Origin of the sequence: Brachyspira sp. G79 (genome assembly GCF_002379365.1) — a bacterium.
Classification (GTDB): domain Bacteria; phylum Spirochaetota; class Brachyspiria; order Brachyspirales; family Brachyspiraceae; genus Brachyspira.
This window is the reverse complement of sequence record NZ_JQIU01000008.1, coordinates 2,282,462-2,305,208: the sequence shown is the minus strand read 5'-3', so window position 1 is coordinate 2,305,208 and position 22,747 is coordinate 2,282,462. Positions and strand designations below refer to the sequence as shown.

The 22,747-nt window shown below is 27.4% G+C and carries 20 protein-coding genes and 2 pseudogenes; 12 read left to right on the top strand and 10 right to left on the bottom strand.

From position 1 onward, the window contains the following. The 5 genes and pseudogenes from KQ44_RS15205 to KQ44_RS11640 all read left to right on the top strand — a co-directional run. Window positions 1-263 (top strand): hypothetical protein (locus tag KQ44_RS15205; RefSeq protein ID WP_240516623.1); only part of this gene is annotated, 263 nt, incomplete at its 5' end. Further along, a complete protein-coding gene (locus KQ44_RS15200; protein WP_240516622.1) occupies window positions 244-882 on the top strand; it encodes a hypothetical protein in 639 nt (212 codons plus the stop codon). The genes KQ44_RS15205 and KQ44_RS15200, both read left to right, overlap by 20 nt. 553 nt (window positions 883-1,435) lie before the next feature. Further along, a pseudogene (locus KQ44_RS15195) lies at window positions 1,436-2,035 on the top strand (transposase). Window positions 2,036-2,371: 336 nt separating this feature from the next. Continuing rightward, a complete protein-coding gene (locus tag KQ44_RS15485; protein WP_276307046.1) occupies window positions 2,372-2,503 on the top strand; it encodes a hypothetical protein in 132 nt (43 codons plus the stop codon). Between the two features lie 25 nt (window positions 2,504-2,528). Then, a complete protein-coding gene (locus KQ44_RS11640; protein ID WP_096737549.1) occupies window positions 2,529-4,067 on the top strand; it encodes a DUF6348 family protein in 1,539 nt (512 codons plus the stop codon). 81 nt (window positions 4,068-4,148) lie between these two features. On the opposite strand, the gene aspS is transcribed toward KQ44_RS11640, so the two are convergent. Further along, window positions 4,149-5,912, bottom strand: coding sequence for an aspartate--tRNA ligase (gene aspS / locus KQ44_RS11635; RefSeq protein WP_096737548.1), 1,764 nt, complete (start codon window positions 5,910-5,912; stop codon window positions 4,149-4,151). Window positions 5,913-6,069: 157 nt separating this feature from the next. Further along, window positions 6,070-8,927, bottom strand: a pseudogene (locus tag KQ44_RS11630) (AAA family ATPase). Window positions 8,928-9,516: 589 nt separating this feature from the next. Here KQ44_RS11630 and KQ44_RS11625 point away from each other — a divergent pair. Next, window positions 9,517-9,945 carry a hypothetical protein gene (locus KQ44_RS11625; protein ID WP_096737547.1) on the top strand — a complete coding sequence of 143 codons (429 nt, stop codon included), beginning with the start codon at window positions 9,517-9,519 and terminating at the stop codon, window positions 9,943-9,945. A gap of 152 nt (window positions 9,946-10,097) precedes the next feature. Here KQ44_RS11625 and kdsB read toward each other — a convergent pair whose 3' ends face one another. From kdsB to KQ44_RS11610, 3 genes are read right to left on the bottom strand one after another with little or no spacing between them, the layout of a single operon-like run. Beyond that, a complete protein-coding gene (kdsB, locus tag KQ44_RS11620) occupies window positions 10,098-10,871 on the bottom strand; it encodes a 3-deoxy-manno-octulosonate cytidylyltransferase (protein ID WP_096737546.1) in 774 nt (257 codons plus the stop codon). A gap of 2 nt (window positions 10,872-10,873) precedes the next feature. Beyond that, the gene (locus KQ44_RS11615) at window positions 10,874-11,359 is read right to left on the bottom strand and encodes a PTS sugar transporter subunit IIA (protein ID WP_096737545.1); all 486 of its coding nucleotides are present in this window, start codon (window positions 11,357-11,359) and stop codon (window positions 10,874-10,876) included. A gap of 42 nt (window positions 11,360-11,401) precedes the next feature. Continuing rightward, window positions 11,402-11,794, bottom strand: coding sequence for a hypothetical protein (locus KQ44_RS11610; RefSeq protein WP_096737544.1), 393 nt, complete (start codon window positions 11,792-11,794; stop codon window positions 11,402-11,404). Between the two features lie 169 nt (window positions 11,795-11,963). Here KQ44_RS11610 and KQ44_RS11605 point away from each other — a divergent pair, with 169 nt between their 5' ends. Continuing rightward, window positions 11,964-13,553: an arginine--tRNA ligase gene (locus KQ44_RS11605; protein ID WP_096737543.1), complete on the top strand. Its 1,590-nt coding sequence runs from the start codon at window positions 11,964-11,966 to the stop codon at window positions 13,551-13,553. Window positions 13,554-14,044: 491 nt separating this feature from the next. On the opposite strand, the gene KQ44_RS11600 is transcribed toward KQ44_RS11605, so the two are convergent. The 3 genes from KQ44_RS11600 to KQ44_RS11590 all read right to left on the bottom strand — a co-directional run bounded on the left by KQ44_RS11600 (window position 14,045) and on the right by KQ44_RS11590 (window position 17,680). Further along, entirely contained in the window at window positions 14,045-15,142 is a 1,098-nt protein-coding gene (locus KQ44_RS11600) for an AAA family ATPase (RefSeq protein ID WP_096737542.1), read from the bottom strand. Window positions 15,143-15,169: 27 nt separating this feature from the next. Further along, entirely contained in the window at window positions 15,170-16,036 is an 867-nt protein-coding gene (locus tag KQ44_RS11595; protein ID WP_096737541.1) for a DMT family transporter, read from the bottom strand. A 243-nt stretch (window positions 16,037-16,279) separates the two neighbouring features. Continuing rightward, window positions 16,280-17,680: a cation:dicarboxylase symporter family transporter gene (locus tag KQ44_RS11590; protein ID WP_096737540.1), complete on the bottom strand. Its 1,401-nt coding sequence runs from the start codon at window positions 17,678-17,680 to the stop codon at window positions 16,280-16,282. Window positions 17,681-18,043: 363 nt separating this feature from the next. Here KQ44_RS11590 and KQ44_RS11585 point away from each other — a divergent pair, with 363 nt between their 5' ends. Next, window positions 18,044-19,441: a DUF4132 domain-containing protein gene (locus KQ44_RS11585; RefSeq protein WP_096737539.1), complete on the top strand. Its 1,398-nt coding sequence runs from the start codon at window positions 18,044-18,046 to the stop codon at window positions 19,439-19,441. Window positions 19,442-19,606: 165 nt separating this feature from the next. On the opposite strand, the gene ruvC is transcribed toward KQ44_RS11585, so the two are convergent. Beyond that, the gene (ruvC, locus tag KQ44_RS11580) at window positions 19,607-20,080 is read right to left on the bottom strand and encodes a crossover junction endodeoxyribonuclease RuvC (RefSeq protein WP_096737538.1); all 474 of its coding nucleotides are present in this window, start codon (window positions 20,078-20,080) and stop codon (window positions 19,607-19,609) included. 21 nt (window positions 20,081-20,101) lie between these two features. Continuing rightward, on the bottom strand, window positions 20,102-20,845 hold the full coding sequence (locus KQ44_RS11575) for a YebC/PmpR family DNA-binding transcriptional regulator (protein ID WP_013114151.1): 744 nt from the start codon (window positions 20,843-20,845) through the stop codon (window positions 20,102-20,104). Window positions 20,846-21,290: 445 nt separating this feature from the next. Here KQ44_RS11575 and KQ44_RS15185 point away from each other — a divergent pair, with 445 nt between their 5' ends. The 4 genes from KQ44_RS15185 (at window position 21,291) to KQ44_RS11565 (ending at window position 22,721) form a co-directional block, all read left to right on the top strand. After that, window positions 21,291-21,824, top strand: a complete 534-nt coding sequence (locus tag KQ44_RS15185) for a hypothetical protein (RefSeq protein ID WP_240516619.1) — start codon at window positions 21,291-21,293, stop codon at window positions 21,822-21,824. Between the two features lie 11 nt (window positions 21,825-21,835). Then, window positions 21,836-22,186, top strand: coding sequence for a hypothetical protein (locus KQ44_RS15180; protein ID WP_240516618.1), 351 nt, complete (start codon window positions 21,836-21,838; stop codon window positions 22,184-22,186). Window positions 22,187-22,272: 86 nt separating this feature from the next. Next, entirely contained in the window at window positions 22,273-22,554 is a 282-nt protein-coding gene (locus tag KQ44_RS15175) for a hypothetical protein (protein ID WP_240516617.1), read from the top strand. A gap of 2 nt (window positions 22,555-22,556) precedes the next feature. Beyond that, window positions 22,557-22,721: a hypothetical protein gene (locus KQ44_RS11565; protein ID WP_240516616.1), complete on the top strand. Its 165-nt coding sequence runs from the start codon at window positions 22,557-22,559 to the stop codon at window positions 22,719-22,721. Window positions 22,722-22,747: the final 26 nt, after the last annotated feature.

Genomic DNA, 22,747 nt, shown 5'->3' with positions numbered 1-22,747 from the left:
GTATTTATAATGTTAATGGAATATTCAATAATTCTTTATCTTGTTTTGGAAATGTTCTTCTCTATAATGAAACTTCCTTAATAGCTTTGGAGGGAATAGGAGATTTATATAGTATAAAAACAGAAAATAATCATTTTGATAATATAACTAAATATGATTGCATATTAAAAAGTATAGAATATTATGAAAAGGCCTTATCTTTTGGTATAGGAATTGATACTATTTATAAAAAAATTGGAGAATATGTATTTTATATTATTTAATGAATATGGAGATACTGATTTTATAGATGATTATTTTGATAAATATAATTCTCTTTTATCTGTAAACAGAAGTTTGGCAAATAAGTATTTATTTATACTTAATAATGTTATGTATGATATTCACAAAAATAATAAGTATTTAATTAAAGCGGGAAAATGTTTAAGCGGTTTAGAAACTGATATATTTTCTATAAGACTATGCATAGAGTTTTTCAGACATTTATTTTATGTTACAAAAAAGATTAGATATGCTTTGCTCACTTTATTTTATTTGGAATATATGTCAGGAATTGAAAGAAGTAATACAGATTATTATTTTGAGATTGGACTCCTTTATTATAAAGTATATTTAAAAACTAAAAACTATGAATATATTATACATTCTTTTCACTGCTTCAGCAGAGTTTTGGATATAAACTCTATTTATCCTGAATGTAATTATTATAAAGCTCTTATATTAAAACATCTATATGATAAAACTTTGAAAATAGATTATATAGAAAATGCATTTGATAATTTGAATCAATCTGTAAAACTTGGAAATATAAAAGCATATAGTTTGATAGGAGATATTTATTTAAGCATGTATAAAAGATATAAAAAGATGAAGAGTATTTAGATAAAGCAATTAATAATTATAACTTATCTTTGGAAAAGAAATACTATGGAAAAAATAAATATGAGGTTTATTTTTCTTTGGGGATTTGTTATTATATAAAATATAAAGAGCATAAGAATATTGAAGAGTATTATTCTAATTCATTTGAGTGTTACAAAAAAGCATTGAACATAAATAATAAAAGCATAAAAATAAAAAGGTTTATCAAATATCTTCAGATAGTAAAAAGACTTCCGCCTTCTTCTAATTAGTAAGAATACTTTTTATAATATTTACTTTTATATTTTATCATTATTTTTTATAGATATATTCTTATAAAATTTTGATTAATTTTAAATTTTTAATATATACTTAAAATTTTTAAGTTTGACAATTTTTTTGTTGTTCTTTTTGATATAAAACAATATTATACAAATAAGAAAAAAAGATAGTAGAAATTATCAATAAAGTTAAAAATAAAAAAGTTCGGGATTTAAAATTTAATATTAGTATTAGAACTTATTACTATTGTAAGAAAAAATTATAAGAAACAGATAGTATAGAAAATAAGAGTATGAAACCTAAAAATATTCCTAATAAATTAAAAAATAAAAAGATTATTAATAAAATTGTTGAAATACAAAATAAATATGGTAAAACAAAAATAAAGAAACATAAAGGAAAGCATGCTTTTTATATAAAAGAAGCAGTACGCTGTATGCTTTCGTAGGGAAAAGGAAAAAGTATGTTTTTTTGTTAAATATGCTATTATCAGCTAACAGCTGTTGATTTAACTACAAGAATAACTTTTAGGTATTTGACGTCAGATAGTACAATAGATTTTATCAAAAGAATGATAGGCTATTTTCCTTTTAGAGTTCATAGTATATAGACTAATAATGGCACAGAATTTACTTATTGTAAGCATTTCTTTGAAACAGAGTATCCGCAAAAGAGTTTATATCCCAGTTTCTAGTTCTTGGACAATGGTGTTGTAGAAAGTACACATAACCTAGATCAAAAAGAATTTTATAATTATTGTACTATAGAATTAACTTTATAATCTAATCAAGAATTAAAAAAATATAATAACTTTTGTAATTATAAACGTATACATTCAGATTTAAATTATGATACACATATGTTATACTTCAAAAAAATAATGAATACTTAAATGTAATATATATGGCTCTTGTGTATGTTGTTATTTTGGATAATTCACACAAAAAAACTATAAAGTACTCAATACCATAAGTGCAAAATAACTACTATTTATAAATACATTTTTGTCAAACTTAAAAATTTTCAGTATATAGCATTTCATGTATGCCGCAATTGAGAATACCTAGCTACAAATAAGTATGATCTTGTGTAAGATAAAGAGCCAGATATTAAAAATAAAATATACTTTTATTTTTTAGAAACTATAATTTTTTAGATTTGCAATTTTAATGTATTTTGATTATATTTAATTATGAAGTGATTAAAACTATTTGGAGAAAACTCAAGTATGGAAAATGAAGAAATATATTCTAAACTAAAAAAACTATATAAAGAAAATGAATATGATAAAATAATTGAACTAATACTATCATTAGAGTATGAATGTTTAGATGATGATATACTAGATATTTTTTTATAATGCTTTAAATATAAAATTAAGTGAAATGCATAATAATGAAAAACATCATGATATAGTAAAATTAATATTATCTATTTCCTCTAATGATGAGAGATTTTTAAATGATAATATAAAAGGTCTTCTAGCCGTTGCCTATAATAATACATGTAAATTTGATTTAGCTTTAGGAACATTAAACTCGTTAAGTGAATATACTAAAAATCATCATACTTGGTTTTATAAAATATCATATGCCTATCTTGGAAAATGTGAGGCTGATACTTCTTTAGAATATATAGATAAAGCAATAAATACTTTGGAAATAAATAAAGATAATATAAGTATTGAAGAGTATAATTATTATAATGAACTCTACAATGGATTTAAAGAAGAGATAAACAAAGGAGCTTTGCATTATGAGGCAAACGATGTTAATGCTAATGATCCAGACGCTGTTATAAAAGATATATCTTCAATATTATCCAATGATATAGAAAATGAAATAATAGAAGGAAGCATAGTTATAAATAAATGGAATATATTTATTAATGCTTATGTTGATACGCTTACAGATAAAAGTGCTGTTATAAACTATTATATATCAAGTCCTAATTGGGACAGAAATATATTTGAATGCTGTGCAAGTGCGGGCAAAGATACTAATACAGCTATAGGGCTTTCAAATGGCAGTTTTGTATATGGAATAATGACTGGAATAAAGGCTATGAATGAAGGAAGAATGCTTGATGAGGTAGAAACTGAATTTGACGGTAAAAAGCATAAATGGAGAGTATATACAAGCAATATTGTAAATTTGGGTGCAAATGAAGGCGTTATAAAAAATATTAATACTTATTGGAATATGTTTAAAGATGATATATTGAAGAGAATAGGAAATCAAAAGATATGCTACATAAAAATATATGGAGCTAAAGCAAAAAATAATTATTCTATAGGTGAACTTCGTATAAATGATACTAATATACCAGAACTTTCTAATAAAATGAATGAACATGTAAAAACTTGGGAGGAAACAGATTTTTTTTCTGATAAGCAGTTTTTCTTTTTAGTTCAAGATGATGAAACATATACACCTTATCCTTATTCTAATGAAGAAATTTTAAACTTTGTTCAGCAGTACAGCAATATAGTGCTAAATTCTAATGAAACAGATGAATACTATAATAGATTAGGAGAGCTTGCTGAAAATTTAACTAATGATTATACACTTGCTTCAGATTTATTTTTATTTCTTCCAGAGATATGTGCTGACAATGAGTTTTTTAATGAACTTCATTCTGGGGAGTTAATCAATTTTAATTTTGAATCCAAAGAAAAAAATTGTTCGCTTTACAAAACACAGCTTTACACTTATCATTTGATAGGGGGCTATCTTTTTGATCTTTTTAGAAGCGGCTCATTTAGCGGCAAAGAAAATGATATATATGCAAAGTTTATCAATATGAGTGCAGGATATAGTATTTATTCACAAATCAAATCAGATTATGAAAAGAAAAATAAAAAGTTAGAAAATTTGGAAGTAAATTTGAGTTTTAATATAGATGATGATTATGAGATTAGATAATTAATTTATATTATAATAATAAAGCCTCTTTATAATATTATAAGGAGGCTTTAATTAATTTAATATATTTATAAATTAAAATTATTCTTCAACTTTCAAGTGAAGCTCTTCCAACTGATCATCATCTACAGTAGAAGGACAGCCGCTCATCAAACATTGCCCTTTCTGAGTTTTAGGGAATGCTATAACTTCTCTAATGCTGTCTTGTTTTTGTAAAAGCATGATAACTCTGTCTATACCAAAAGCCATACCGCACATAGGAGGAGCTCCGTATTTCAAAGCGTCTAATAAGAATCCAAATCTTATTTTTGCCTTTTCATCATCTATACCTAAAATACTGAATATTTTAGCCTGTACTTTGCTGTCATATATACGCTGACCGCCACCGCCTATTTCATTACCATTTAATACCAAGTCATAAGTATCGCTTCTTACTTTTAGTACATCTGTATCTAATAGAGGAACATCTTCAGGTACTGGAGCAGTAAATGGGTGGTGAGTAGCGGATATTCTTTTTTCTTTATGATCATATTCAAATAATGGAAACTCTACTACCCAAAGGAAGTTTAATTTATCTTTATCTATTAAGTTTAATTTTTCACCTACTTTTAATCTCAAATTACCCAATGCATCATAAGTAACTTTCGGAGTGTCAGCAACAAAGAATAATAAGTCTCCTTTTTCTGCTTTAGTAACTTCTAATATTTTTTTCTGATTGTCTTCAGAGAAGAATTTAACTATATTAGATTCAAGTCCATTTTCAGTAACTCTCATCCAAGCAAGACCTTTAGCTCCGAAAATACTTACATATTTTGTGAAGTCATCAATATCTTTTCTACTTAATTTATCAACGCCGCCTTTAGCATTCAAACACCTTATTATAAACTTATTATCCAAAGCATTTTTAAATACCGCAAAATCACAGCCTCTTACAGCCTCTTCAACATTGATAAGTTTTAATTCAAATCTAGTATCAGGCTTATCGCTTCCGTACATTTCCATAGCATCATAATAATTTAATCTAGGAAAAGGAGTAGGCAAATCAATACCGTAAACGTCTTTAACTATATTAGCAGTAACACTTTCCATAATAGATAAAAACTCATCAGTATTAAGGAAAGAAGTTTCAATATCTACTTGAGTAAACTCAGGCTGTCTGTCTGCTCTCAAATCTTCATCACGGAAACATTTAGCTACTTGATAGTATCTGTCAAAACCTCCTATCATAAGTATTTGTTTGAATATTTGAGGAGATTGAGGAAGTGCATAAAAATCACCTGCATTTAATCTAGAAGGAACGAGGAAGTCTCTTGCACCTTCTGGAGTACTTTTATTTAATATAGGAGTTTCCACATCTATAAAGCCGTTATCAGCTAAATGTTTTCTAAAAGCATTAGTAATTTGAAATCTTTTATATAGGTTATTAAATACTTTAGGTCTTCTTAAATCTAAATATCTGTATTTAAGTCTTATATCTTCTCCAGTATCAATATCATCTTCAAGAAGGAAAGGAGGAGTTTCGGAGGTATTAAGAAGCTCCATTTTTTCAACCATAACTTCTATTTCACCAGTAGGAATTTTTGGGTTTATCATCTCTTCGCTTCTAGCTCTAACTTTTCCTTCTACACTAATAACATATTCGCTTCTTAAATCCTGAGCGTCATTATGTGCTTCTTTGCTTATTTCTGGGTTGAATACTATTTGTACAAACCCTGTTCTGTCTCTCAAATCTACAAATATTACACCGCCATGATCTCTTCTTCTTAAAACCCAACCAGCTAGTTTTACTTCTTTGCCGATATCGTTTTTTGTTAATATTCCATTATAGGCACTTTTAAAACGCATATTAATTCCCTCTTAAAAAATTATTTATTTGATTATTAAAAAATAAATTATATTTTTGTTTGAATAAACATAATTATTATATTACATATATGTATAAAAATCAATTACTTTAATCGTATTTTGGCAAGTACTCTTTGATATATTCATAGCTTAAAAATTATTCATTAGTTACTAGTTTCTCTTCGCTTCCATTAACTTTGCCGTCTTTATCTACTTTGACAGTAAATATTTTAGAAACCCCTTTCTCTTCGGCAGTTATTCCATAGTAAGCATCTGCTATTGTGGCAGCTACTTCATCATGCGTAATGATTAAAAACTGAGTATTATTAGATAGATTTTTAACCATATTCTTGTATCTTATAATATTGGCTCCGTCAAGTGCAGCGTCAACCTCGTCTAATATACAGAAAGGACTAGGACGGTATAAAAATATTGCAAACACTAATGCAAGCCCTGTCATAGTAAGCTCTCCGCCTGAATATGACACTATATTTTCCATTTTTTTGCCAGGAGGCTGAGCGAATATATCGATAGGGCTGTTTAATAGATCCTCTTCATTTTGTATTTTTAAGCCTGCATTACCGCCGCCGAATAATATTTTAAAAGTCTCTGAGAATTTTTTATTTATTTCATTAAATGTTTTTAAGAAATCCTCTCCTGCCTTTTTATTGGCGTCTGCTATAATTTTTAATATTTCTTCTTTTGATTTCTCTAAGTCTTCTTTTTGTTTGCTCAAAAACTCAAATTTATTTTTAGCTTCCTGATATTCGTCCAAAGCCATTTCATTAATATGACCTAGATTTTTTATTTTTTCATTGATAGTGTTTAATTTATTTTTAAATGCATCTTCATCTATAAGATTTTGAGTATTCTCTTCAAACTCTTTCAAATTAAGAGCATAATTTTCATAGAAATGAGTATATATATCATTAATTTTATCTTTGCTCTGATTTATTCTCTCGCTTACTCTTGTAATGTTTTCATTTGTTTCATTTAATTTTCTAACTCGTTTTGCATGGCTTACTTCAAAATTAGATAATGCCGATTCTGCCTTTTTTATTTCATTAGCTTTATGTCTTGATTCGCTTTCTGTTTTTGATTTTTTCTTTTCTAATTCTTTATAGCTTATAGAGTTTTGTTTGTACTCTTCATTAAGTTTTTTATAATCTTCTTCAAGTCTTGCTATTTTTTCATTGAGTGTTGCAAACTCATCTTCTATTATTTTCATGCTTTTTATTATCATCTCTTTTCTGTCTTCAGAGGCTTTTTTATTTGTTTCGTATTTAGCCCTTTCTATTGTAAGAGTAGTAAGCATGGCATTAGATTTATTAATATTATCAGTGGATAATTTTATTTCATTATTTAAATCTTCCATTTTTTCTATATTGCTTTTAATAAAGTTTTCCAAATCGGCAATCTCTTTATCTATTGCCTCCTTTTGCATATATGTACCTTCTTTATCAAAAAGCAAATCAACGAAAGGGTCTTTTATTTTAGTATATTCTTTAAAAATGCCCTGTAAAAATAATGCATCTTTTTTTTCTATCTCTAAACTCTCTCCCAAATTTTTTATAAAGCCGCATAATGAATTAAAGCTAAGTTCATTTAAACTTGATAATACGCCTTCTTCTTCAAATTCTTTTATAGTTTTCATCTTTGTATTTATCGCATTAAGTAAATTATTAAAGCCTATATCAATATCACTTTCATGTTTTCCTATATTCTGATAAAAGCTGTTTCCCATAACATCTTTTTTCTTTTCATCAATCTCGCTTATAATTTTATTTATTACGTCAAGCTGTCTTTCTCTTGCGTCTGCAATTTTTAAAGTAGCGTTTTGATTTTCTTCTGTCATAGACGATATTTTATCATTTAAACTTGCTATTTTATTTTGTTCATTTGCTATATTGGTTTCTTCAATTTCCTGTTCTTTTAATGATCTCTCTATATTTTCAGCTATATTTTTAACTTCTTCTTCAAGTTCTGCTATTTGAGTTTTATCTTCTTCTATTCTTTTTAAGAGAGTATTTTTTCTGTTAAGAGTCTCTTCTTTTTCTTTGCCTGCATTGTCAAGCTGATTCTTTAATTGGTTCGACATCTTTTCTATATGCGTAAGTTCCGTAACTATTAATGATACCTGTTTATCAAGCTCTATAGACAAACTTCTTGTCTCTTCAAATTTTAAAAGTTCCTGCTGTTTCTGATTGTCCAAATCTTGAAGTTCTTTTTCTAATTCCTGTTTTTTATTATTATGCTCTTCAAGGCTTTTATTCTGCTCTTCTAAAGTAATTTTTAATTTTTTACCTGATTAACATTCAAGCTAATACTTATTTTTTTCTGTTCATCTTTAAGATTATAATATTTTTCTGTTCTTGCTGCCTGTTCTTTTAAGGATTTATAATGTTTTTCAGATTCTTTGATTTGTATTTTTACATTGTCAAGATTTCTTTCGGATTCTTCAAGTTTTTTGGCAGCCTCTCTTCTTCTTTCAAGATATTTACTAATTCCAGCTGCATTTTCTATAATGCTTCTTCTCTCTTCTGGCTTTTGTTTTGCTATTTCAGAAACTGTACCCTGCTTAATAACAGAGTAGGCATTTTTACCAAGTCCAGTATCCAAAAACATATCAACTATATCTTTTAAACGTACCTGCTCATCATTAATATAATATTCTGACAAGCCTTTTCTATAATATTTACGAGTAACAACAACCTCGTCTGTATCGTATTTTTTTATCCATCTTGATTTATTATCTAGCGTGAGTGCAACTTGTGCTAGTGAAGAAGGTTTTCTAGTATCAGTACCATGAAAAATTACGCTTTCAAGACCTTTTGAGCTGTCTATTCTTAATCTGCTTGCAGACTGCTCGCCCATAACCCATAGGAAAGCCTCCACTATATTACTTTTACCTATTCCGTTTGGTCCAAGCACTACAGTAACGCCTTCATTAAACTCTATATTGGTTTCTATGGCAAATGATTTGAATCCGTGCAAATTAAGATTCTTTATATACATCTTGTTTCCTATCTTAAATATATCTTTATAATTATACAATTCTATTAAAAAATAATCAATTAATTTAATTTATAATATATAAAAATAGTATAAATTTATTTTAATTTTCTTGATAAAAATATAATTACGATAACAAATTTTCGGTATAGTTATTTGTTATTTTAATCAAATAATATTGACATAAATGATTTAATATTTTATAATAGCGTTATGAAAGCAATATTTACTTTATTGAATAATACACTCGACACTCGACACTCGACACTCGACACTCGACACTCGACACTCGACACTCGACACTCGACTAATAATTTAAACCTTTCAAAAAAATCAATATCATCTGAAAATTATAATAATTATAAAAAAATATATTTTTCTTTATACGCATTTCAGTCAATATTTTCATTGCAAATAATTTTAAAACTTTATTTATATAATTCAATCAAAAAACAATCATTAGTAATAAAAAAATATCAAAATTTTATTATTACATATTTTCTAATTTTTTTTAGAATGCTTTTTTACTATGATAAAAACATTTTAAAAAATGTTCTTTATAAAAATTATCATTTACACAAGGAGTTCTAATATGAACAAAAAATTATTATCTATTCTTTTTACTTTATTTTTAGCAGGTATTTTATCTGTAAGCTGTTCAAATGCAGATAAAACAGGTTCAGGAGAAACAAAGCCTACAGGTATAGACAGCAAATATGCAGGTACTTGGATAGGAGGCGGAGATTTAGTAGATCAAACAATTATTATAAATACAGACGGTTCAGCAAGAAATGAATCTCAGAATATTGATATGCCTGCTTCAAGTATAACTAAAAATTCTGATACTTCATATACAGCAAATTATACTATTAATACTGACGGATATACATCAAAAGGTACTATGAATATAGAATTTACTTCTGATACTTCTGCTAATGTTACAGGTCAAAATACAACTACTTACCAAGGCGAAAGTTCAACTCAAAACATTAATGGTACTTTAACTAAGCAGCAACAATAATCAATCATATTCTTTTAATTAATGCTTAAACTATTTAAAAGTTATTAATTAGTTTAAGCATTTTATTTTTTAATTTCTTAATTACAGCACGAAGAATAGATTTTTAAAATTAACTTATATGAAAAATACACTCTGCGTTCATGGTTGAAAGTTTATTTATATATGTTTTCGTTATTTAATTCACTTTCAGCGAAGTTTCTTAAATAATTCTGAACAAATTCCAAATCTTCCATAGTATCTATACCATGAAGGAATTTTTTAGTTTCTAATACCTTTATTTTCATTCCGTTATAAAGCCATCTTAATTGTTCAAGTTTTTCTATGCTTTCGTAATCGCATTCTTTAAGATTTTCTATTTTTAGAAGTATATCTTTTCTAAAAGCATAAATACCAATATGTTTATAATATTTTACATTTATATTTTGGTCGAATCTTCTATGAGGTATAGCAGCACGAGAGAAATACATAGCATAATCATTAATGTCTGTAACTACTTTTACAGCATTTTCATCTTTTATTAAAGAACTATCATCATCTATTTTTACTTTTAAAGTTGCAATATCAACTGAATTATCATCAAATACATCTATTATAGGATTAAGAACAGACTCATCTATTAAAGGCTCATCACCCTGAACATTAATTATAATATCAGAGTCAATATTTTTAGCGGCTTCTATGATTCTTGAAGTTCCTGAAATGTGATCTTTAGAAGTCATAACTGCTTTAGCATTATTTTTTTCGCATATATCCATTATCTCTTTAGAATCTGTTGCGATAATACATTCATCTATTTTTTTAGCAGCTTTTACATTATCGTATACTGCTATTATTATTGGCTTTCCTAATAGTTCGTAAGTTAATTTTCTTGGAAATCTTGTTGATTCATATCTGGCAGGTATTATTGCTGTAACTTTATTGCCCATAATTATTTAACTCCTAGCATATCTTTGGCTATATCTTTCATTTTGGTTTTAAACTCTTCTTCTGTCTTGGATTCTAGTAAAACTACAGAATACATACTCATTCTTGAAATCTTTGTAAATAGAGAAAGAAGTCCCAAATATTTATCATTGCTTTTTTTATTGGTTAAAAACATAGTAAGCAGATGAACAGGTTTTTTATCTAATGCATAGTAATTCAATCCTTTTTTAGAAACAGCAAATATTATATCATTATCTTCTACTTCATTAGTTCTCACATGAGGAAATGCTACACCATATCCTAAACCGCTGCTTATAATATCTTCTTTTTTATACATAGATTCTATAGTTTGGGCTATATTTATTCTAAGACCTTTTGACTCTGAATATATTAACATTTCACTAATAGCTTCATCTTTATCGGAGGCTTTTAAGTCTAAAATAACATAAGAATTATCAATGTATTTTTCTACTTCATTAAAAGAAATCATAATAAGCAACCTTTATCCTCATTATTATTAAATATAACAATTTTATATTAAAACATTAAAGTTATTTTTTAAATATTCTTTCATTGTGTATTTTTTTTGTATAAGTTCTAATGTAATATTAAGCGGGTATATAGTACTGTGATTTTTAAAACTTATTCCTATAGTTTCATCATCTAAATCAATATTTCTTGATACTTCCCAAGCACCATGAAATTTTATTCTTATCACTTCGCCTATATAGGCACTGACAGAAAATATAAAGTTTCTGTTATTGTCGCTTTCCAAAACTAAATTAAGCTTTTCTTTCAAAAATTTATCCACTTCAGCTAAACTTTCTATAGTATAATCGGCATGATATCCTTCACGCATTAAAAAATTGCTTATCCAATTTGAAGCTCTGGAAAGCTCTTCTTCAGGCAGCATATATCTTGACATAAAATAATCCTTCTAAATACAAATATTATATTTTTTTTATAATATGTCAACCATCTTTGATTTATAAAAAATATACTTGCAGAAGTTTTAATCTCTGGTATACTCTATCTTATTAAATTTTATTCTTATTAACTTTTATTATTTAAAAATTCATTATTGCGGAGAACGTATGCTAAAGAAAATTATCTCAAATATTATAAAAACTGCATTAGAAGATTATTTGAAAGATACTGATATAAAAGAAATTGATTCTTATATAGAAATAGGTTATGCAGCAGATGACAAATTCGGAGATTATGCCTGCCCTGCCGCAATGAGGCTTGCAAAAGTACTTAAAAAAAATCCTTTAGAAATAGCAAATTCAATAGCTGAAAAAGTAGATAAAAAATATTTTGATAAAATAGAAGTTGCAAAACCTGGATTTATTAATTTAACATTTTCATATAATTATATAAATGAATGTATAAATGAGCTTTTAAATAATGAAAATTATGGAAAAAATACTGCAGAAGATAAGAAAAAGATATTGATAGAATATGTAAGTGCCAATCCTACAGGACCTCTTCATATAGGGCATGGAAGATGGGCAGCTATTGGAAGTGCTTTATCAAATATACTTAAATATGCAGGACATGAAGTTTATCAGGAGTTTTATGTTAATGATGCAGGAGAGCAGATAACAAAATTAAATGAGAGTGTTAATGCCGTAAAAGAAGGAAGAGAGATTCCAGAAGACGGTTATCATGGAGAATATATCAAAGAAGTAGCAAAATTAGACGGAGTACCTAAAGATATTATATTAGAAAGTCAGAAAAAACTTCTTGAAAGATTCGGAACGCATATGGACAATTATGCTTCCGAACTTAAAATACGAGAGGGCGGAGAATTAGAAAAAACTATGGACTTTTTGGATAAAGAGGGACTTTTATTTGAAGAGGATAATGCTGTTTGGTTTAGAAGTACAAAATATGGAGATGATAAAGATAGAGTAGTTAAAAAAAGTAATGGAAGCTATACATACTTTGCCCCAGATATAACATACCATAAAAATAAAATAGACAGAGGATATCATTATTTGATAGATATATTAGGAGCAGACCATCATGGCTATGTACCTAGAATTACTGCTGCTGTTAGGGCTGTAAGTAAAGATACAGCCTCTTTAAAAGTGATATTAGGTCAGTTAGTGCGTCTTTATAGAGGAAATGAACTTGTGAGAATGAGTAAAAGAACAGGGGACATGATTAGTCTTGAAGATGTTATTGATGAGATAGGCGTTGATCCTACCAGATATTTCCTTCTTATGCGTTCATATTCAAGTTCTCTTGATTTTGACTTGGAGCTTGCAAAAAAGAAAGACAATGACAATCCAGTTTATTATGTGCAGTATGCTTATGCAAGAGTATGCAATATATTCTTCAAAATGGAAGAGAAAAATATGTCATATGATGATACAAAACCTTTTGATATATCAAAAATTGCGAATGAAAGCTCATTAAAACTAGCTAAAATGATATTAAGATTTCCAGACGAGGTATATGAATCTGCCAAATCATTAGAAGTTTATACTCTTATAAATTATACATATGAAACAGCAAGTGCTTTGCATAAGTTTTATTATGATAATATAGTACTTGAGGAAAATGCTGAAGTAAGACAGGAGAGATTAACTTTAGTAAAAGCTGTAAAAAAAGTTCTAGGATTATGTTTTGATATAATAGGCATATCCAAAGTAGAGCGAATGTGGTCAGATGAGTAAGATAATTTTTATTATTTATATTATACTTTCATAAATACAGACCTAAACAAATAAAGTTTGTAAAAATTAATTTGTTAAATTTTAATATTTGGCAGTTCTTTTAAGTATACAGTGCGGCACGCCTCACTCTATGTGCCTATGAAGTCCGCATTAGACCGAATGAAGTAGTGTTATGTATTGGAAGTGAAAGGCTATATTTTAGCATAAATATAATATATTTTACATATGAAACATAATTAATATGATTTGATACCAATTATGTACTTGCTCTTTAGCTAAGTGTGCATTTGTCAGGTGCATACGCTGTATGACTTGTTCTGCTTTAGTAGGCAAGCAGAGTAAGGCATTTTTTTACTAAAACATAGTTATTATAATGCATTTTAAACTTATTTTACCAATTATTAATAATAATTTATACATTTATAAGTTATAATTATAAATAACAGGAATTTAATAAAATATAATTGTTTATGTATAGCTTTAATCAAAATTTATTTGATTAAATTTCTGCTTTCATAATATTCTTTCCATCTTTTACCCATTTTTTCCGCTTTTATTTTTACAGAGTTATTGAAGTAGTTTTTCAGTTTAGGAATGTCATCTTTATTTTCTTTAGCCACACTTCCAATCAAATTACCGACTACTGTTTCCATTTTTATTTTTTTATCCCCATAATAGTAGGAATGAAGTGCAGATTGATAGTATACAGAAACCGCCTCAGCCGTACTCATAACAGAGTTAAGCTCCTGTATTTTGGCATTCTCAAAACTTTTACCGCTTCTAAGCTCATTAAATGTAGTAGCAAGAATATCCACAACATCATAGTCTATATTAACATCAATATCTGCAAGTTCTAATAATGTTTGGCATTGATTTGTTATTATTTCCCCTTCAAGTTTTGGATTTTTTATAGGTTCAACTGTTTCAAAATTAAATCTTCTTTTTAAGGCACTGCTCATCTCATTTATACCTTTATCTCTGGTATTGGCAGTAGCTATAATATTAAATCCAGCATTTGCAAATAATACTCTGTTTTGTTCAGGTATATTCATAATTTTATCGCTTAATATACTTATAAGAGAGTCCTGTATTTCAAGCGGACATCTTGTAATCTCTTCAAATCTGGTGATAGTACCTTTACTCATACCGCTGTAAACAGGAGATGGTATAAGTGCCTCTTCTACAGGACCTTTAGCAAAAAGCATAGCATAATTCCAAGAGTATTTTATATTATCTTCATTAGTACCTGCTGTTCCTTGTATAGTTATAGTGCTGTTTCCGCTAATGGCTGCTGCTAATAATTCGCTTAGCATAGTTTTAGCAGTACCTGGTTCCCCTACAAGCATTAACCCTCTGTTGCCTGCTAATGTTATTATTGCTCTTTCTACCAAGGCATCATCTCCGTAGAATTTTCTTTTTATAACAGTACCGTTTTTTAATTCTTTGCCAAGTATAAAATCTCTTACTGCCTGAGGAGAAAGAATCCAGTTTTTTGGTTTTTTATTTTTATCTTCTTTTTTAAGTGCCTCAAGTTCATCTTTATAAAGTTCTTCCATTAATGGTTTTTGATGTATTGTTTCTTTATCCATAAAATATTATCCTTTTTTAAAATTATATTATGAAATATTTTTTCTTTTTTCCCACAAAAATATTCCTATACCAAGCAGTATTACTATTATTCCCACAAACTGCTGAAGGCTTACAGTTTCGTGAAGTATAAAATATCCTAATATACATGTTCCTACAGCTTCTCCTAAAATAGTCATAGATATAACAGTGGCGGAGAAATATTTTAAAAGCCAAGTAAACACCATTTGACCAAGCATAGTTGATATTAAAGTAAGCCCTAGTATATTAATCCAAGTTTTTGCAGAGTATCCAGTAAAAGGGATATGCATTATATATGATAATATACCCAAGAATACAAATGCAAAAAAGTATGTAAGGCTTATCCAGCTAAGTGCGGATAACCTTTTTCTTGTGTACTGTCCTATAATAAAGTAATTGCTTATAAATCCAGCCGATATAAAGGAAAGCAAATCTCCAAGCAGTGCTTTTCCGCTCAATTGAAAATCCCCCCAGCCTATAATAATTGAACCTATTACCGCTATAATAAAACCAGATACTGCAAGTTTTGTGTATCTTTCTTTAAAAAAGAAATATCCCGCTACGAATGCAAATAAAGGCTGAAGTGTTACTATTACAGTAGCACTTGCAACTGATGTGAGATTTAGTGAATGAAACCATAAAAAATAATGAAGAGCAAGCGAAATACCTGATATTAATCCAAGTATAATTTCTTTTTTTGTAAGAGAAAATATCTCTTCTCTGGTTGTTTTTTTTGACATTGTAATAATAAAAATAAACCAAAATGAAATAAATATTCTATAAAATGCCATTATAGATGATGGGGCATTAGCTAGTTTAACAAATATTGCTGATGCCGATAATGCCATAACTCCGATAAGTAAAAATATGCCCATAAATATAAGTCCGTAATAGTTTTTTTATTTCATTATTATACTGAAAATTGATTTTTATGCAAAAAAATTATACAAAAAAATGATGAAGTAAAATATTAAAGTAAAAAAACTTTTAAGTATTTATTATAATAATATTTTTCTTACACTATGAGTATTTTAGAGTATAAAAAGTTATGGTAATAAAAAATAAAAAGCATTACCTAAAAAAGATAATGCTTTTCGTAGTTTTGTATTTTATAATTTTTATATATTTTCTGATTCAGCTGAAGATATATTATTGGAATTAAACTTTTCCATATCCGCTTCTTTGCATATTTTTCCAGTAACAGCAGCAGTAACCATACCATCATTAACATTAAGCATAGTTCTACCCATATCAATAAGAGGCTCTATTCCCAAAAGTATAGCAACAAGCCCTACAGGAAAACCTAAAGCAGAAAGAGTTATTAATGCAGCATTTGTAGCTCCTCCTCCAACTCCAGCAATACCGAAACTTCCTATGGCAATTATAACAACAGCTTTTATCAAAAAAGCAGGTTCAAGAGGATTAATCCCCAAAGTAGGTGCTATCATTGCAGCAACCATAGCAGGATAAATACCAGCACAGCCATTTTGTCCTATAGTAACAGCAAGAGAAGCAGAAAGGTTTGAAACTCCTTCAGATATTCCCATTTTTTCTTTTAATACCGAAACTGTTAAAGGTAATGTTCCAGCACTTGTTCTTGATGAGAAAGCAAAAGCTAAAACTGTAAAAGCCTTAGAATAATATTTGATAGGATTGTATCCAAATATAATAAGTATTATACTATGAACTATAAGCATTATTATAATAGATACATAAGAAGCCAATAAAAATTGTCCTAATTGGGCAAATGCTTTTAAATCACTTGTAGCCATAAATTTAGCCATAAGGGCAAGCACACCATAAGGAGTTAATTTCATAACAAATGCTACTATTTTCATTACAACATCATGAAATGCCTGCATAATTTTTTGGAAAAATTCAAATACTTCTAGTTTTTTCTTTCTAAGTCCCAAAGCAGCAGAACCTACTAATGCTGCAAAGAATACAACCGAAAGTGTAGGAGAGCCTCCCATACCTGCCAAAGCTGCAAATGGATTTGTAGGTATTATTTCAAGTAATTGCTGCGGGACTGGTCTTGCTGTGAATTGTTCTAATTTACCTTCATAATTAGAAGCCCCCTGAGATATATCTCCCACTATAGACTGAAGTTTTGAAGCATCAAGCCCGAATCCCTTTGCTGTAAAAAATCCTACCAAAGCAGATATCGCTGTTGTTAGCATAAGAACTGATATGATTATCAATGTCATTTTTCCTACATTACTTCCGCCATCTTTGATATTGATAATAGCCATAGTTATAGAGACAAATATTAAAGGCATAACAAGCATTTGAAGCAGTCTTACATATCCATTTCCTACAACATTATACCAAATTATAGTCTGATTTACTATTTCTATATTTGAGGCATAAACTTTTCTAAGTATAAAACCTAATATTAGTCCTGCTGCCAAAGCTCCTAGTACTCTGTATGTGAAATTTACATGCTTTTTTTGCATTAAATAAAGCACTGCTATTATAGCAAATAGTACAATAATATTAATTAAAACATAAAGTCCCATATATAATTACTTCCTTTAAATATTTTTTTAGTGCATATACTATAATATATATTTAAAAAAAATGATATATTTTTTATTCATTATAATATTAGAATGTATGAACGGAATTATTCAATTTTATAAAATGTTGTAAATACAATCTAAATTTGTACAACACCAAAGTCGGACAGCGTCACAAGAGAACTTTAACATATCTGTAAATACATGAAAATATTTAAAATGAAAAAATTAATTTTTTACAAATTATAGTTGTTTAGCTATAAATGCTAAAAAATATGAAAAATAATTTTCAGTTATTTGCATATATTGATTTTTTTTATTTAAGTAAATATAATTTATTTAAATAAAAAAGGCTTTATTATTATGTGCAATATACTTTCATTAGATGAAATTAACAGTATAACAGATAAAAATTATAATAAGAAATTTGATAAACTCACTTCATTTATAGATGATTCTCTTATATCAAATGTACTTACTAAAGATAAAAAATCATATGTTTCAAGTAGGGTAATAAGATATATATTAGGAGAATATATAGATATAAAAGAGCCTTACAGATTAAGAAATCCAGACTTAATATGTTTTTCTTTAGACAATGAGAGTTTAAGTGATGCTTTTGAAAATGTATATAACGTTTGGGAAGAAGACAATAAAACTAAAGGTATACTTTATCCGTACTGTATATTTGCAAATAATATTCAGCTTGACAGGCTTTATCAAAGAACTAAAGATATGGCAAGCAGTAGGTCTAAATTAGCATGTTTTATTTTGGAAGCAATAGCTCTAAGCGGAAGTAAAAGAGCTTTAGCTTTAGTTTATGAGGCGTCAAGAAAGTTTAAACAAGCTAGTGTGAGAAATACATGTTCTAGTATATTAGACTATATTACAAAAAAATTGGGTATAAGTAAGGAGGCTTTTGCTGATAAAATTATACCAGATTTTGATTTTGATAAAAACGGAATTCGGATTATAGAAAGTGAAGGCAAAAGATTTAGAATAACTTTAAATTATGATTTTACCATATCAATATTTGATGAAATAAAAAATAAAGACTATAAAACTCTGCCTAAGGATTTCCCAGAAGTGCCAAAAAAGGAATTATCAAAATTAAAAAGCGAGATTAACAAAGTATTAAAATTTCAGAAAGAACGTCTTATATTAGTTTTTATGGACGGTAGGAAATGGAAATTAGATGAATGGAAAGAGATATTTTTTGAAAATCCTATTATGAAAGTATTTGCTGTAAAACTTATTTGGGGCATTTATGATAATAACAATAAACTTTTAAACACTTTTAGATATATGGAAGATGGATCTTTTAATAATGCTTATGATGAAGAGATAACTATAGAAGGTGATGTCTTTATAACTTTAGTAAGCCCTATAGAATTAGAAAAAAGTTTAATAGAGAAATGGAAAAATCAGCTTTCAGATTATGATATAATTCAGCCTTTTACTCAATTATCTTTAGAAAGTGAAGATGATCTTATAGCAAAAATACCTGAAACTATAACGGTTGGTGCAATGAAATCTTTAGCTTCAAAGTTTAGCATGGAGAAAAATGATGGAGACGGCGGATTTATTGATAATTATTTTATTTATGATACATATAATGATGCCTATATTATAATTGAGCCTTCAAATATTTATTATGGCTCTTCAAATAATGATGAAACTAATATAAAAATAAAATTTAAAAATGCTGATGAAAGATTTGAATACTGTGCTTATTTAATGCTTTCGGATAATATTAAATAAAAAAGTTTATAGGTGTTCATTATATATGCTTTAAAAACAACTATTAAATATTTATACTTAATTCTTAGTTTTTTAATATTTTATCCCAATAAGTTTACTGATTGGAAGAAAAAGTTTATATTTTATACAAACTTGTATTTACTATATGAAAGATTTTATATAATTTTATTTAAAAATTCTATTTCTTGAAGCATGAGCTAATGCTATAGCAACAGCATCGGCAGTGTCGTCCTGAATAATATTAGAGCCTGTAAAAAGATTAACCATTTTTATCATAGCGTCCTTATTGGCATTACCATTTCCTGTTATTTGCGATTTTACTTCTTTAGGTTTGTATTCTGTAAAGTCAATATTATTTAAAGTAAGTGCTAATATAATAACACCTCTTGCTTCTGCTACTTTTATTGCAGTCTTTGTATTTTTAGAGAAAAATAGTTCTTCTATAGCTGCATTACTAGGAGTATATTTTTTAATAAGTTCATCTAATTGAGTATATATAAATGAGAGTCTTTGATTGTAATTTTGATTAGAGAATGTTTCAATAAGCCCCGAATCTACTATTTTGTATACCGAGTTTTTAGCTTCTATAAAAGCATAACCGCATCTAGCAAATCCGGGGTCTATTCCTAAAGTTATCATATTTATTATAAAATATAATAATCATTCTTCTATTAAGTTATCAGTAATTTCTAAGTTAGTAGCAACTGCAGAAACGTCATCATGATCTTCAAAAAGTCCTATTATTTTCATAACTTTTTTAGCATCATTTTCAGCTATAGTCATAGTGTTATCAGCAACGCGTACTATTTCAGCACTTTCAGGCTCTATTCCTTTAGCTTTTAGAGCATCAACTATAGAAGATAATGCCTCCATAGGTCCTGTAATACTAAATACTTCTCCGTCCTGTTCTATATCTTCAGCACCAGCATCAAGTACTATATCCATCAAGCTTTCTTCAGTGTTTCCTGCAGCAGGTATAATAACAACTGCTTTTTTCTTAAACTGCCAAGAAACTGCACCATTTTCAGCTAAGTTTCCGCCGTTTTTACTGAATATAGATCTTATTTCGGCAGCTGTTCTGTTTTTATTGTCTGTTGCAACGTCCACTATGATAGCAACTCCTCCCGGAGCATAACCCTCATAAGACATCTCTTCAATATTAGCACCTTCTCCTGCACCAGCTCCTCTTTTTATAGCTCTATCTATATTATCATTAGGCATGTTAGTACCTTTAGCTTTAACTATAACCATTCTTAATCTAGCATTCTGGTCTGGGTCTGGGCTTCCGCCTTCTTTTACTGCGATTGTGATTTCTTTAGCTATTTTTGACCAAATTTTACCTTTTTTTGAATCATTTGCGGCTTTTTTATGTTTAATACTAGCCCACTTGGAGTGTCCTGACATATTACACCTCTGTATTTTAGATTTTTTTATTTATAGATTATTTATTCGCTGTAATTATATATTAAAATACAACTATTGTCAACTTATAAAAAATAATGAAGATAATAAATAATATTCTATAAAAAAAATTGTGCATTAAAATATTATAAAAATGCGTTAAAAATCGTATACTATAATATTATGAAGCAGAAAATATATTAAGGATAGATAATATATAGCGGTATTTTAAGCAGTTTTATTATTTATCAATGGTTTAATTTTTTCTTATCATTCATAGTATACAGCAAATAAAAATGGGTATGTGAAAAATTATTTAATTAAAAATATTATATTGATTTATTTTATATAAAACAGAACTATATATAACTATCATAAAAATTTAATTATTGCAAAATAAAACAAATAACATAAAATAATAACAATACAAAATTACGGCATAATTATTATGAAACATCTTTATAAATTAGATAATGCAGCAAAACTTTTTGTATCTATCAAAAATAAAAAAAATATACCAATATTCAGACTATCCGTTGTACTAAAAGAAGAAGTTAATCCTACAATATTACAACAAGCATTAGACAGCACTATAAGCAGATTCCCAACTCTTGCTCTTATGATAAAAAAGGGACTGTTTTGGAATTACTTTGAAGAAAATCATAGAAAATTAATGATACATGAAGATAAATACTATCCATGCTATAATATTAACAATAAATTGAATAACGGATATTTAATAAGAGTAGGATATTATAAATATAGAGTTTTTGTTGAAATATATCATTCATTGGCAGACGCTTCAGCACTTGTAGAGTTTTTTAAATCTTTGCTTTATCACTATTTTGTACTTACAAATAAAAATATAGACGATAAAAATGAAGATATATTTAAAGACAGTATGCATACTCTTGCTGATTATGATGACAGCTTTTTAGTGCATACAAAAAATAAAAAGTCTTCAGTAAAAGAGAAAAAATAAAAAATGTTTATTTGATAAAAGGAAAGCCTCTAAAATTCTATGGAGATAATGTAGTTCATGGCATATTGAGCTTAAATAAGATTAAAGAAGAAAGCAAAAAATATAATATTACAATCACTGCATATCTGACATCATTACTGATATATTCTATTTATGAAACTAGAATAAAAAACAGACTTGACGGAAAAAATATAGTTATATGTATGCCTGTTAATTTAAGAAAAATATTTCCTTCAATATCTTTAAAAAATTTCTTCGGTATAGCAAATATAGCAGTAAATACTAAAAATAAACTTACATTTGATGATATTATAAAAATAGCAGATAAAGACATGAAAGAAAAAATAAAAAAGAAAAATTAGAAAACTTTATATATGAAAATACAAAATTAGAAAATAATATATTTGCTAAGTTTATACCATTATTCATAAAAAACTTTGCTGTTAATTTGGCATTTGAGCTTTTTGAAGATAAAATAAAAACTATGACAATATCCAATTTTGGTAATATCACTCTTCCAGATGATATGAAAAAATATATAAGCCATTTTGAAGCTGTAGTATATCCTACTATAAACAGTCCTTTAAATTGCGGTGTTTGCAGTTTAGGAGATAAATTATCAATTACATTTAATAGAACAGTTTTAGAAACAGACATAATAAAATATTTCTTTCAATATATATCAAATATAGCAGAAGTAGAAATATATTCTAATGATTTTGGAGTATAAATATGCCTTACTGTAACAATTGCAAATTAGAAATAAAAACAAATAAATGTCCTTTATGCTTAAGAGAATTAAATGATAATAAATATGATAAAAAAATAGTATATGAAGAATATCCGTCATATGAATGGTTTTATAAAGTTCAAAAAAAAGTTAATATAAAAAGATAGTATTATTATCATCATTAATAGCCATT